Origin of the sequence: uncultured Pseudomonas sp., from assembly GCF_913774235.1 — a bacterium.
Taxonomy (GTDB): Bacteria; Pseudomonadota; Gammaproteobacteria; order Pseudomonadales; family Pseudomonadaceae; genus Chryseomonas.
Genome location: NZ_CAJYDW010000005.1, coordinates 63,971 through 76,980, shown reverse-complemented (window position 1 = coordinate 76,980; position 13,010 = coordinate 63,971). Strand labels below are relative to the sequence as shown.

Here is a 13,010-nt window from a genome sequence, read left to right as displayed (position 1 = left end):
ACCCACCCGGGGCTTGCCCCCGGTGGGGTATGGCTCCGACGCTTCTTGGTATTTGCCAGCTAGCTAACGATTGCTATGCTGCGCCTTCAACAGGATGTGAACCATGCCATATAACGTTGTGATTTCAGGATGCGTCGAATACGCGGTCGTGAGCCTTCAGGCTGCCGGGCAAGCCCTTACTTTTTATCGAGCGCTAGGCCACAAACCCCGGCTGTTCTACTCGATGTCCTTCGATCACCTCGGTGATGAGATCGATGACGATGGCAATCCTTTACGCCAGCACACCTCTATGACTGCAGCGGACTTCGCCGAATACCTGAAAGGATTCCGCCAAGTTCGATATACCCGCGATCTTGATTTCGACCCTCCCGTTTTGTTAGCGCAGCTTTTCAAGGTATTCGGGGCTTACAAAGGCCAGGAACGCTTGATAGCCGAGCTTCACTACCAAGGTGGATCTGAACAGCCCGTAGAGATTCGCGTCTGTACCCATTTGCTGCGTGTCACCCAGGGCCTCATGGCGCTGGAAGACTTGTAGCAACACTCAACACAACCCAGAGGGGTTGACCCTCTGGGCAGCTCTTCGTCCGAGGAGCTGCATATAAACAACGAATCCACTTCCGTCATTCACCCCGTCACCGAACACACCGGCCTAGTTGCCGCTCTGGCCGACTTGCAGCGTCAGGGTTGGCGCGCGACTGAACTGTGGGATGGCGAGGTCTTGATGCGACACGCAACATTGGTCCGATGATGAGATGACCGAGCGTGCGCGAAAAACCGAATTAAATACATCGCTCACCTTGTCGGCAGGCAATTGAGGCATTAATAGTCAGGCTTAGCGTCAAGTCAAGCTCAAGCCCTCTATACCCTGAAACGCGCAGATAATTTTGCTTGCTTTAATGCTAGATCGCTAAGTTGATCGCCTGCGGTTAAGACCTCTTCGACATGATTATTAACTGAATGCGCTACTTCCCCTATGTTGAGCATGTTGCGATTGATGTCCTCTACAACAGCACTCTGCTCCTCAGCTGCACTAGCAATTTGGAGATTCATGTCGCTGATATCCTTGACCTCCGCGAGGATTGTTTGCAGCGCTACACGAGCAATTTCGGTTTGCTCTACCTGTTGGATGGTCTGCTCCCGACTGCTTTGCATCACCTCTACCGCTTCGCGGGCTCCCGACTGGAGCTTTTGGATCATGTCATGGATCTCACCCGTAGCCACCTGGGTCCTCTGTGCCAGGCTCCGCACTTCGTCAGCCACCACGGCGAAACCTCGCCCCTGGTCACCAGCGCGCGCAGCCTCAATGGCGGCGTTGAGCGCCAGCAGGCTGGTCTGGGCGGCAATGCCATTGATGGTGGTGAGAATGGAGCCGATGCTAACGCTGTCGTGCGCGACCCGCTGAACTTGCTCCACGGCCAGTTCGATCTCTTGGGCCAGCCTGCTGCTCTCCTGCACGCTTTGCTGAACCACCTGCTGGCCGTCGTGGACCGCAGCAGTCGCCTTTTGGGTGGCTTTGGCCGCGTTTCCGGCATTACGGGCGACATCGTGAGCCGTAGCGGTCATCTCGTGCATGGCGGTCGCTACTTGATCGACTTCTAGCAACTGCTGATGCATGCCATCGCGTACCCGGCGTGCGATGTCGGAGGTGTGCTGGGCGCTGTCGCTCACTTCCCCAACCGACTGTACCAGCTGTTTGATGAGATGCTGCAGGGAGGCCAGGAAGGTATTGAAGCCAGTAGCGATGGCCCCCAGTTCGTCGCGACGATTGACCTGCAGTCGCTGTGTCAGATTGCCTTCGCCCTTGGCAACGGCATCCAGCATGGCGACCATCCTGCGCAAGGGGCGAGCGATATAACCACTGATGACCCAAAGCAGCAGCAAGCCGAGGGCGGCAACGATTAGACCCACCAGCATCATGCCGACAATATCGCTGTAGCGCTGCTGGGTAAGAGCCTGTAGCAGTTGCTGAAGATCGGCCAGGACTGCGCTGCGGGGAAGTTGTACCAGCAGTGTCCAGACGGTCGAGCTATTACCAAGGCGCAACGGTAAATATACCTGGTAGAGATCCTGCTTGTCGTCGAAACGTTTGGTGACGCCGTCCTCTAGCTGGCGAAGTTCTTTGGCAGCTCCGCCGAGCACTTCCTTCGCCTGCTTGCCGAGGCTCTCGGCGTTGGCGGTATTGGCGACTATCGTGCCCTGGCTAGCGATCAAGGCAATGCTGCCGGCGCCGTCGTACAGCTGTTTGTTTGCCGCTTCCAGAAGCTTTTGAATGAAGTCCAAGGATAGGTCTGCACCTATCACCCCGCGGAAGGTGCCATCGACCAGGATGGGTGCATTGAAGGAGGACATCAATATCTGCTGCCCATTGATTTCATAGGGAGCAGGGTCGATCACGCAAGCTTTCAGACTTTGTTGCGGGCAGGTGTAGAAAACATTTTCACCTACGCCCGTAGAGAGGATCGTTTTGCTATCGAGGATCTCGCCGAGCGGGACTACTTCGTAGCCGCTCTCGGGTTTGCGATACCACCACGGCATAAAACGCCCAGTCGCATCGTAACCTTGCGCCGTTAGCCCGGCATACTGGCTGTCGGCGCCATCGAAAGCATTACGCTCCCATCCTGCATAGATGTCTAGAAGATTGGGACTGTTGGCAAGGGTCTCTTTTAGTATGTGCGAAATGGCGCTTCGATCTAAATTTAGCTTTGAGTCGTCAGCTCTACCTAGCTGAGCATTCAACTGTGCAAGATTCGAGACAGTCAGCAATGGCTCTTCAAGCTTCTTACCAATATAATTCGCTGTTGCCTGAGCCTGGGCGCCGATGAGTTCTTGGGCACTTTTGTAGGCGAGTTGAGAGGCATGCTTCTCAATCAGGATTTGAGTCTGCGAACCCGAATACAGAACATAGCTTGTCAAGGCCGTTACTACTGCGAGCACGCTGCCGCTGGCATAGAGACTAATAATTGTCCTGACGGAGCGTATGGACATATTGGATTACCTGGCGCGTGTCAAATGAAATGTTAGGGGGAGCGACCCTTTAAAGGGGCCGAGTTCTAAAGAAGGGGCATTAGTGACCGCCTTCAAACAAGATTTACTTCTGCCAATATTGCGCTTTAAAGATATCTATTTTTCATATGTCCCGGCCGCGCGGCAGCTCTTGTCGATGAAGATTTTAAGAGCGCTATGCCTTTCATAAAACCCGGGTCGATATTCAGACCCTCGAGAAAATATGCGCTGGCACCTAGTATTACCAGCGCATAGCCTGGAGTATTGCGGGCCGAATGCCGATCTTGGATGTTAGCGGGCGGTTCGCTGTTTACGCTTTCATTGCTGGATACTCCAGGCGTAAGTCTGATCCAACGACTTTTCCAAGCTGGATATGATTTGAGCGAGATCAATTTGGGTGGAGATCAGGGGCGGACAAAACGCTAGAGCGTCGCCAATCGCTCTATTGATCACTCCATTTTCCTGCATACGATCAACGAGGTATTTACCCAGTAACCCGGGTGTACCGTTTAACGGGGTCTTTCGCACCTTGTGCCCTACTAACTCCATCGCAGCGATCAGGCCAACGCCACGCACCTCACCTACCAGGGGATGGCTTTCAAACGCCCGGAGTTGGCCAAGCAGGAACTCGCCCATCTCGGCGGCATGAGCTACTAGACGCTCTTCTTGGATGATCTTCACATTTTCCAGAGCTACCGTAGTCGCCACGGGGTGACCGCCGCCGGTGAAGCCATGACCGAAGGTACCCAGGACGCCGCTATGATCGGCGATGCCTTGGTACACGTCCTCGTTGAGCAGGATGGCGGCGATGGGCTGATAGGAAGACGACAGCTGCTTGGAAAGTACCAGAATGTCGGGCTTTATGTCGAAGGTTTCGCAACCGAACAGCTTGCCGGTACGCCCGAAACCAGTGATGACCTCGTCCGCCACGATGAGGATGTCATGCCTGCGGCAAACCGCCTGGATCTTTTGCCAGTAAGTACGGGGTGGGACAATGACGCCACCGGCGCCCATGAGCGGTTCGCCATAGAAGGCGGCGATCGTCTCGGCACCTTCTCGCTGGATCAGGGTTTCTAATTCATTGGCGAGACGGTCGGCGAACTGCTCTTCACTTTCCCCTGGTAGGCCATAGCGATAGTGATGTGGGCAGCCGACATGGTAAAAACCCGCGAGAGGCAAATCAAAACCGCGCTGGTTGGCAGGCAACCCGGTAAGGCTCGCGCTGATGGTGGTGATGCCGTGATAGGCGCTCTTACGGCTGATGATCTTCTTCTTGGCGAACTTGCCAAGGGCGTTATTGCGGTACCACAGCATTTTGACGACGGTATCGTTAGCTTCGGAACCTGAATTGGTGAAGAAGACCTTGCTCATGGGCACCGGCGCGATCTCGATCAGCTTCTCTGCCAATTCGATGCTGGGCGCGTGGGCCTTGTGGCTGAACAGGTGATAAAAAGGTAGCTGCTGCAACTGAGCGGTTGCCGCATCGATCAAACGTTGATTATTGAATCCCAAGGCGACCGACCATAGGCCTGACATGGCTTCGATATATTGTTTGCCCTGGGTGTCATAGACATGCACCCCTTCACCCCGCTCGATAATCATGGGCCCCGTGTCCTGGTGCAGGCGGGCATTGGTATAGGGATGCAGGTGATGCTGGATATCTGCCTGATGCAGTTTTGACGACGTGGAATTCATGAAGGAAACCTCTGGTAGGAGAGAGCTGACTGATAGGTAGGGCCACTACCAGCCGAGTTGTCGGTTGAAGCCGAGGGCATCGTAGTAGTCGTGCTGACTGACGATCTTGCCGTCCTTCAAGCGGATGAGGCTGACGCCATTGAATTTCAGCGGCTTGTTGGTCGCCGGTAGCTCCGTACTCCAGGGACCCGTATTTTTCCCATCGAATTGCCATTCGAAGGCGACGCTATCGCCTTGTACGACTGGGGTACCAACGAGTTGCCAACGCAGGTCAGGCACTGCGGTCATGAAGACCTTGATCACGTTGTCCCGAGCGGCATCCCTTCCCTTTTGCGGCGTGCCAACCGAAGAGTCGAGAAATTCACCATCCTCGGCGAAGAAGCTGGCGGCCTTTTCGGCATCGTGGTCATTCCAGGCGGCCATGTAGGCGTGGATGGTTGGAAGAGAGTCTTGCGCAGGTTTGGCAAAGCAGAGCTGCGTAGCCAGTGCAAGGATCATCCCTAGGATCAGACGCTGCATGTGATGCTTCAGCATGGCGTAACTCCGGTGGTCAGAGGTTATGGGGCCCCATCAATCAGGGGGCCGCGTAGAGTCAGTTCTTCCAGGCATCGCCGGCAGGTGCCGAACTCCGCGCATGTGGGCGGAACAGCAGCATGTAGGCCATGCCGATGGCCAGGGTGATCCCGCCCACCAGGGGTATGCCGTAGTTGACGTACCAGGCCGCTTCAGGGGTCCGCGGCCAGGACATGTTCAGGATCGCGAAGAGGCCGTAGCAAAGAGCCGCGATGTTCACCAGCCAGCCCCAACGGCCCAGAGTGAATTGTCCTTTGGGCTTCCAGCCGCGAAGCCTTGCGTACAGCGCAGCCAAGACGATCATCTGGAAGGCGAGATAGATACCCACGGCAGCGAAGCTCACTACTAGGGCGACCGCGTTCTGCAGATAGAAACCCACGCAGACGATTAGCGCGGGAAGCACACCACAGACCACCAGGGCAGCAGTGGGTACGTGGGTGGCGGGTGAGAGCTTCTTGAGCAGTCCGCTGCCCATCACCATCTCGTCGCGGGCGTAAGAGTAGAGCAGGCGGCTGGCCGAGGCCTGCAGGCTCAAAACGCAGGACACGAACGAGACGGTAATGATCGCCATTACGACACGAGCGCCGGTCGGGCCGAAGGCCGAGCTGAAGATCGTCGTCATCGGATCCTTGTCGGCGCCGGTGATGACCGCGCGAACGTCCGGTACCGCGAGAATCAGGGCTATCGCCGCGAACATGGAGGCCGCCCCGCCGATCCAGATGGTCATGCGCATGGCCTTGGGGACCTGCCGACTCGGATTGGGCGTTTCCTCGGCGACGTCACCGCAGGCCTCGAAGCCGTAGTACAGGAACATACCGGCGAGGGCGGCGGTCAGGAAGGCCGGCCAGTAGGCGCCATCTATGGAAATGTCAAAGGTATCGAAAAGCACCCAGATCGATTGGTGTCGTTCGAATATCAACAGGTAGCCGCCAATGGCGATGGCGCCTACAAGTTCGCAGATGAAGCCGAACATGGCGACCCTGGCCAGCAACTGAGTACCGCTCAGATTCAGCAGCGTGGCGATTGCGGTCAGCGTCAGGGCCACCAAGGTGTTGGTGATAGGTGTCGATTCGAAGCCCAACAGGTTGGCGATGTAAGGTCCCGCTCCCAAGGCGACGGCGGCTACCGTTACGCACAGGGAGATGGCATATATCCAACCCACCATCCAAGCCCATTTCTTGCCGACTAGCCGACGCGCCCAGGGATAAACGCCGCCCGAAATCGGATATTGCGAGACGACCTCGCAGAACACGAGGCACACCAGCATCTGTCCCATTCCGACCAGCAAATAAGACCAGAACATTGGCGGCCCCCCAGCCGCCAAACAGAGACCGAACAGCGTGTACACCCCAACCACGGGCGAAAGGTAGGTGAAGCCAAGCGCGAAGTTCTGCCAGAGACTCATGCTACGGTCGAAATTGGACGTGTAGCCTAGCGCCTTCAGTTGCTCAGCATCCGCATCCAATGCTGCAGACTTATCAAGAGAGCTGTTCATTGCGAGCCTTCAATCCTTTACTTTATTGATTGTTCAGTGCGGCAGTGCAGCGGGATCAGAGCTTGATCCAAGTCGCCTTGATTTCCGTGTATTTGTCGAAGGCATGCAGCGATTTGTCGCGACCGTTGCCGGACTGCTTGAAGCCGCCGAAGGGCGCAGTCATGTCTCCGCCGTCGTACTGATTGACCCAGACGCTACCGGCCCTCAAGGCCTTCGCGGTTTGGTGTGCCTTGCTGATATCACGCGTCCAGAGTGCGGCCGCCAGTCCGTAGGGGGTGTCGTTGGCGATTGCGATGGCCTCTGCCGGGGTGTCGAATTCAATGACCGACAGCACCGGACCGAAGATTTCTTCCTGGGCAATGCGCATGGCGTTGTTCACCCCGGCGAAGAGCGTGGGCGCAACGTAGACGCCGCCGGTTTCTTCCAGCACGCGCACGCCACCAGTGAGGACCTGGGCGCCTTCGGCCTTACCCGACTCGATGTAGCCCAGCACTTGCTCAAGATGACGGGAGTCCACCACCGCTCCGACATTGGTCCCCGGGTCGAGTGGGTTGCCTGGTTTCCAGGCTTCCAGCGCCGCTGCAACCAAGGGCAAAAATTCGCTCTTGATGCTCGTCTCCACCAACAGGCGTGATCCGGCGGTGCAGACTTCACCCTGGTTAAAGGCGATGGCACCGGCGGCCGCTTCGGCGGCAGCATGCAGATCAGGGGCATCGGCGAAAACGATGTTGGGACTCTTGCCGCCCGCTTCGAGCCAGACACGCTTCATGTTCGACCGACCCGAGCAGGTCAACAGATGCTTGGCGATCTTGGTCGAGCCGGTGAAAACCACAGTGTCCACATCCATGTGCAGAGCCAGGGCCTCGCCTACGGTATGTCCATAGCCGGGCAATACGTTTAGTACACCAGCAGGCAGACCAGCCTGGATCGCCAGGTCAGCGATTCTGATAGCGCTCAACGGCGAGCGCTCCGATGGCTTGAGGATGACCGAGTTCCCCGTCGCCAGTGCCGGCCCGAGCTTCCACGCGGCCATCATCAGTGGGAAGTTCCAGGGCACGATGGCGGCTACCACTCCGACCGGCTCGCGGGTGACGAGTCCAAGTTGGTCGGGGGCCGTGGGGGCGACTTCATCGTAGACCTTATCGATCGCTTCCGCGCTCCAGCGAATCGCATCGATCGAGCCCGGCAGATCCACCGCCAGGCTGTCACCGATGGGTTTGCCCATGTCCAGGGTATCCAGCAATGCCAGCTCTTCCTGGTGCTCCTCCAGCAGGTTGGCGAAACGCAGCAGAGTAGCCTTGCGCTCGGCCGGAGGGCACTTCGACCAGGTGCCGGCATTGAAAACGGCACGAGCATTGGCTACGGCCAGGTTGGCGTCGGCCAAGGCACAGCTGGCGACCTCGGCCAGCTGACGGCCGTCTATGGGGCTATGGCAGGGGAAGCTGCCGCCCTCTACGGCGGGCACGTATTGACCATTGATGAAGGCCCGCCCTTCGATGTTCAGGCTCTTGGCTTTTGCTTCCCAATCGGCGCGTGTCTGCAGGCTCATAACAGGTTCTCCTATGAATAACGTGGGCACTCGCTTAAACATATGGAACCATATCTTTAAGAGCCTGAGAAGCTTACTCATGGTCCTGAAAATGAAAAAACTGCCGATTTTTAGGTCGATTTTGCCTAACGGAGCCTGCGAAAATGACGTGATCAGAATATAAAATATGGTTTGGCAACCTTTTCGGTGCAGCTCACTGCCATGTCTGGAAAATCGTAAGCAGAGGGGTTCATGAGTCAGTTTTCGAGCTTGATACGCCTCAACCAAGAGGGCAAAACGGAGGCTGTCACTCGCCATTTGATCGAGATGGTGGAGGTGGGTCTTCTGGCCGAGGGCGAGCAGTTGCCAAACGAGACAACCCTGGCCGCACAACTGGGCGTCGCTCCGGTCACCTTGAGGGATGCGCTAGCCAACCTACGTTCTCAGGGCATCATCGAAACTCGCCGCGGACGCGGCGGCGGGAGTTTCGTGCGTGCGCGTCCGGCGATAGCGGACGCAGAACTCTTCGCTCGTCTGGAGCGGCTGACGGCGCTGGAGCTGCGAGATCATGCCGACGAGCACGTGGCGATATCCGGCGCGGCCGCTCAGTTGGCAGCCAAACGCGCAGGAGCCGATCAGCATCGGCGCCTAGCGCGGCTGTTGGCGGAGTTCGCCGTGGAGGTGGACGTGAAGCGGCAGCGACAACTGGATGCACGCTTTCACATCGAGATCGCGGTAGCCGCCCAATCGGTTCGGCTGACCCATAACGAGGTACGGCTACAGGCCGAGCTGGGTGAGTTGCTGTGGCTGCCCTATCGCGGCCAGCCGGATATCGCAGCGATGCGGGTTGAGCATCAGGCGATTCTCGAAGCCATAGTCAGCAACGACGCCAACCTTGCCGGAGCCCTCGCTCAGGCACATGTCAGTCGAGAACTGCGCAGGCTGACCGCTCTGAAGCTTGAGGTCATGGCCGCCGACTGATTGTTGGAGCGGAACTTGCTTCGCAGAAGCGAGATAGCCTCTATCTCACTCACTGAAGGTGAGGGGGATAACGAGTTGAGGAGTTCGATATGAAAGATTCTGCAACCCAGGCCCCGGAACTGTTGAAATTTGCTGCGCAAATCAACGTTTCGATCAGTAACGTTTTCGCCGGGTTACGTAACCTTGAAGTCGCTGTCGGCGGGCTTTGGCCTGAGCGCCCTGGCGCTGTACAGGTGCTCGATTCGAACGAGCTCGCGGTGTTGCAACAGGACGTTCTCCGCCTGCTGGCGGTCAAGGACGTCCGGCTGCATGGTGCGGGAATCGTCTTCGCACCCGGTCAGGTACGCGATCGGGAAATGCATCTGGAGTGGTGGTGTCGCGGCGCTGAAGGGGATATTCGCCCGCTCAACCTGAACTTCAATCGCCTCAGCGAGCGTTTTTACGATTACGAGTCCATGCCCTGGTATGTCCAGGCTCGGCATTCCGGCAAGCCCTGCGTAGCGGGTCCCTTCGTCGATCTTTACGGCACGGAAGAGTACATTGTCGCCTTCTCCGTACCGATCTTCGTGCGCGAAAGATTCATCGGAGTGGCGGCGGCTGACGTGTGTCTGGAATCTCTCGAGCCGTTGTTGATCAAGGGCCTAATGAAGATGAAGAACGAGGCGCTGGTCTTGAATGCCGAGGGCCGGGTTCTCGCTGCCAATACGGTGAGCTGGTCGGCCGGCGACCTGGTTGCCCTTAACGAAGAGAGTCAGGCAGCGAATTCCTGCCGACTCGGGCTGGAAGCCAATCCGTTCTGGACCGTGGTCGAGCGTGCGATACCCCGCTCTGAGAGTCTGGCTTTCTAAATCAACGATCTTTGTATCGTCCTGTGAGTTAACCGACTGAACCGCTAGGGAGCATTTCTGCCCCGTAGCGGTTCGCGGATGCACTCTTCTGATTCGATTCCGATCTAGCGATCAAGGCCCATGCAGAGATACTTGATTTCCAGATAGTCGTCGATACCGTACTTGGAGCCTTCGCGGCCGACACCGGAGGCCTTGATGCCGCCGAACGGCGCGACCTCAGTGGAGATGATCCCGGTGTTGATGCCGACGATGCCATACTCCAGCGCTTCCGCAACACGAAAGACCCGGCTCAGGTCGCGAGCGTAAAAGTAGGCGGCCAAGCCATACTCGGTATCGTTGGCTCTTTCAATCACTTCATCTTCGCTGGTGAAACGAAACACCGGCGCCAGCGGGCCAAAGGTCTCTTCGCGGGCGACCTGAGCTGTAGCGGGAACATCTGCCAGCACCGTGGGCTGGAAAAAGGTGCCCCCCAGCGCATGAGGCTTGCCACCGCTTACCAGACGAGCCCCCTTACTCAAGGCGTCGGCAATGTGCTCGCTGACCTTGGCCACAGCCCTGCTGTCGATCAGCGGGCCGGTGGTGACGCCTACCTGGGTACCATCGCCCAGCACCAGAGAGCCGACGGCCTGGGCCAGTCGAGCCACAAAGCTGTCGTAAACGCCAGCCTGTACGTACAGGCGGTTAGCGCAGACGCAGGTCTGACCGTTGTTACGAAACTTCGAGATCAATGCTCCCTCGACGGCAGCCTCCACATCGGCGTCGTCGAAAACGATGAAAGGCGCGTTGCCACCTAGCTCCAGGGATACCTTCTTGATGTCCTGCGCGCATTCAGCCATCAACTGACGGCCGATTTCAGTGGAGCCCGTGAAACTGAGTTTGCGCACCAGCGGATTACTGGTCAGTTCGCTGCCGACTTCGCCCGCAGAACCGGTCACGACGCTGAGCACTCCGGGCGGAATGCCTGCCCTTTCGGCCAGCTCTGCCAACGCCAGGGCGGAATAGGGCGTCTGACTTGCTGGTTTGAGCACCATGGTGCAGCCTGCCGCCAGGGCGGGGCCAGCCTTGCGGGTGATCATGGCCGAAGGGAAGTTCCAGGGCGTGATGGCTGCGGTGACGCCGATAGGCTGCTTGATGACCAGCAGACGCTTGTCGGGTTGGTGGCCCGGAATCACATCGCCATAGACACGTTTGGCTTCTTCGGCGAACCATTCCAGGAAGGACGCCGCATAGGCGATCTCTCCGCGTGACTCACTCAGTGGCTTGCCCTGCTCCCAAGTCATCAGGAGCGCGAGGTCGTCCTGGTTCTCCAGCATCAGCTCGAACCAGCGACGCAGGCGCTGGGCTCGCTCCTTCGCGGTGAGGGCGCGCCAGCCGGGAAGGGCTCGTTCGGCGGCCTGGATGGCACGGCGGGTTTCTACCGCTCCCAGTTTCGGTACGCTACCGATGATTTCACCGCTTGCCGGGTTGGTCACAGTGAGGGTCTGGCCGCTGTCGGCCGCGACCCAGTTGCCATCGAGGTAGGCCTGCTGACGAAGCAGGCGGGGATCTTTTAGTTGCACGCTATTCATCCTTGCACTTGTCCGGGGCGGCTCAGCCGTGTACCCGTTGATTCACTGGGCTCTTGCTGCGGCCACTGTCGGCGTCCCGGTCGCCGAGCAGCGTCCGGACCTGGTCGACGATATGGCCGCCAATGGGAATGGCTGACGTGGCTGCGGGCGAAGGGGCATTGCACACGTTGATGCTGCGGGGCGTTTTGACGAACAGAAAGTCGTCGATGAGCTTGCCTTGACGAGAGACGGCTTGAGCTCTCACCCCGGCTGGATAAGGTTTGAGGTCCTGTGTGGTCAGGCTTGGGCAATATTTCTGCACCTGCTTGAGATAGCCGCCCTTGAACAGCGAATTCTTCATCTCGATCAGGCCAGGGCGCAGATTTTTCGCCAAGACCTTGAGCACACCTGGGCAGGTCAGCGTTTCCCAGAGGTCGCGCCCTGACACATCTCGCTTGCGATAGCCTTCCCGCTTGAGTGCCAGTACGGCATTGGGACCTACCGTCACGCTACCATCGATCATCCGGGTCAAATGAACCCCAAGGAAAGGCATAGCCGGATCCGGAATGGGATAGATCAAGTGATTGACGATCTGGTTATGCTGCTGGGGCAGCAAATAGTATTCGCCGCGGAAGGGGCAGATCACGAAGTCAGGCGTGAGTCCCAGCATCCGCACCACGCGATCCGCCATCAACCCAGAGCAGGTGATCAGGTAGCGACTTTGGATTTCAGCCTGACGTGTCCGGATCACGACCTCGCTTGCACGTTCTTCAAGGCCCACTACCTCCGAGTTGAAGCGAATTTCGCCACCGGCTGCGATGAAGGCGCGGCCCATGGCGGCGGTCACTTCGGCGTAGTTCACGATAGCACTGGAGGGGACGAAGATCCCCCCCTCCCCCACGATATTGGGTTCCCGCTCGCGCAATTCGGCCGCCGAAACCCAGTGACGCTCCAGGCCATTGGCCGCGGTACGCTCCCATAGCGCCTTCATGCGCGCCATTTCCAGGTCGTTGGTAGCGACCAGGAGCTTGCCGCATTCATCGAAACGAATGCCCTGTTTCAGGCAAAACGCCTTTGTGGCCCGGTTGCCCTCCAAGCAGAAGCGCGCCTTGAGGCTGCCGGGGGTGTAGTACACCCCCGCATGGATGACTCCGCTGTTATGACCGGTTTGATGCTGAGCCGGACCGGACTCCTTTTCCAGCAGCAGTATGCGAGCGTCCGGGTATACCTGGATCAGCTGCATGGCCGTGGACATCCCCACGATGCCACCGCCGATGATTACGAAATCGTGCACAGGGTCACCTCGCGCACCTGATTGCCTTGAATTGAGTACCGCGGGA

General features: G+C 58.0%; 10 protein-coding genes. 3 read left to right on the top strand and 7 right to left on the bottom strand.

The annotated features are described in order from the left end of the window. Positions 1 to 103: 103 nt before the first annotated feature. Positions 104 to 535, top strand: a complete 432-nt coding sequence (locus QZ471_RS02840) for a hypothetical protein (protein ID WP_042133145.1) — start codon at positions 104 to 106, stop codon at positions 533 to 535. A 323-nt stretch (positions 536 to 858) separates the two neighbouring features. Here the strand turns inward: QZ471_RS02840 and QZ471_RS02835 are convergent, their stop codons facing one another. From QZ471_RS02835 to QZ471_RS02815, 5 genes are all read right to left on the bottom strand, one after another. Beyond that, positions 859 to 2,985: a methyl-accepting chemotaxis protein gene (locus tag QZ471_RS02835; RefSeq protein WP_058783969.1), complete on the bottom strand. Its 2,127-nt coding sequence runs from the start codon at positions 2,983 to 2,985 to the stop codon at positions 859 to 861. A gap of 336 nt (positions 2,986 to 3,321) precedes the next feature. Continuing rightward, positions 3,322 to 4,698, bottom strand: coding sequence for an aspartate aminotransferase family protein (locus QZ471_RS02830; protein ID WP_074528177.1), 1,377 nt, complete (start codon positions 4,696 to 4,698; stop codon positions 3,322 to 3,324). A 45-nt stretch (positions 4,699 to 4,743) separates the two neighbouring features. Continuing rightward, the gene (locus tag QZ471_RS02825; protein WP_237141925.1) at positions 4,744 to 5,232 is read right to left on the bottom strand and encodes an SgcJ/EcaC family oxidoreductase; all 489 of its coding nucleotides are present in this window, start codon (positions 5,230 to 5,232) and stop codon (positions 4,744 to 4,746) included. 58 nt (positions 5,233 to 5,290) lie between these two features. Then, complete coding sequence (locus QZ471_RS02820; RefSeq protein ID WP_042133138.1) at positions 5,291 to 6,766, bottom strand: amino acid permease; 1,476 nt, start codon at positions 6,764 to 6,766, stop codon at positions 5,291 to 5,293. A 55-nt stretch (positions 6,767 to 6,821) separates the two neighbouring features. Beyond that, positions 6,822 to 8,315, bottom strand: coding sequence for an aldehyde dehydrogenase (locus tag QZ471_RS02815; protein WP_042133136.1), 1,494 nt, complete (start codon positions 8,313 to 8,315; stop codon positions 6,822 to 6,824). A 231-nt stretch (positions 8,316 to 8,546) separates the two neighbouring features. On the opposite strand from QZ471_RS02815, the gene QZ471_RS02810 reads away from it, so the two are divergent. Beyond that, positions 8,547 to 9,275, top strand: coding sequence for an FCD domain-containing protein (locus QZ471_RS02810; protein WP_042133134.1), 729 nt, complete (start codon positions 8,547 to 8,549; stop codon positions 9,273 to 9,275). An 89-nt stretch (positions 9,276 to 9,364) separates the two neighbouring features. Continuing rightward, the gene (locus QZ471_RS02805; protein WP_042133132.1) at positions 9,365 to 10,123 is read left to right on the top strand and encodes a cache domain-containing protein; all 759 of its coding nucleotides are present in this window, start codon (positions 9,365 to 9,367) and stop codon (positions 10,121 to 10,123) included. A gap of 104 nt (positions 10,124 to 10,227) precedes the next feature. Here QZ471_RS02805 and gabD read toward each other — a convergent pair whose 3' ends face one another. Both gabD and lhgO read right to left on the bottom strand, forming a co-directional pair. Then, positions 10,228 to 11,682, bottom strand: a complete 1,455-nt coding sequence (gabD, locus tag QZ471_RS02800; RefSeq protein ID WP_042133130.1) for an NADP-dependent succinate-semialdehyde dehydrogenase — start codon at positions 11,680 to 11,682, stop codon at positions 10,228 to 10,230. 31 nt (positions 11,683 to 11,713) lie between these two features. Continuing rightward, on the bottom strand, positions 11,714 to 12,964 hold the full coding sequence (lhgO, locus tag QZ471_RS02795; protein WP_042133128.1) for an L-2-hydroxyglutarate oxidase: 1,251 nt from the start codon (positions 12,962 to 12,964) through the stop codon (positions 11,714 to 11,716). Positions 12,965 to 13,010: the final 46 nt, after the last annotated feature.

Bases quoted from the DNA above. Each gene is read 5' to 3' on its own strand.
- QZ471_RS02840 (WP_042133145.1), top strand. From the start codon at position 104: ATGCCATATAACGTTGTGATTTCAGGATGCGTCGAATACGCGGTCGTG.
- QZ471_RS02835 (WP_058783969.1), bottom strand. From the start codon at position 2,985: ATGTCCATACGCTCCGTCAGGACAATTATTAGTCTCTATGCCAGCGGC.
- QZ471_RS02830 (WP_074528177.1), bottom strand. From the start codon at position 4,698: ATGAATTCCACGTCGTCAAAACTGCATCAGGCAGATATCCAGCATCAC.
- QZ471_RS02825 (WP_237141925.1), bottom strand. From the start codon at position 5,232: ATGCTGAAGCATCACATGCAGCGTCTGATCCTAGGGATGATCCTTGCA.
- QZ471_RS02820 (WP_042133138.1), bottom strand. From the start codon at position 6,766: ATGAACAGCTCTCTTGATAAGTCTGCAGCATTGGATGCGGATGCTGAG.
- QZ471_RS02815 (WP_042133136.1), bottom strand. From the start codon at position 8,315: ATGAGCCTGCAGACACGCGCCGATTGGGAAGCAAAAGCCAAGAGCCTG.
- QZ471_RS02810 (WP_042133134.1), top strand. From the start codon at position 8,547: ATGAGTCAGTTTTCGAGCTTGATACGCCTCAACCAAGAGGGCAAAACG.
- QZ471_RS02805 (WP_042133132.1), top strand. From the start codon at position 9,365: ATGAAAGATTCTGCAACCCAGGCCCCGGAACTGTTGAAATTTGCTGCG.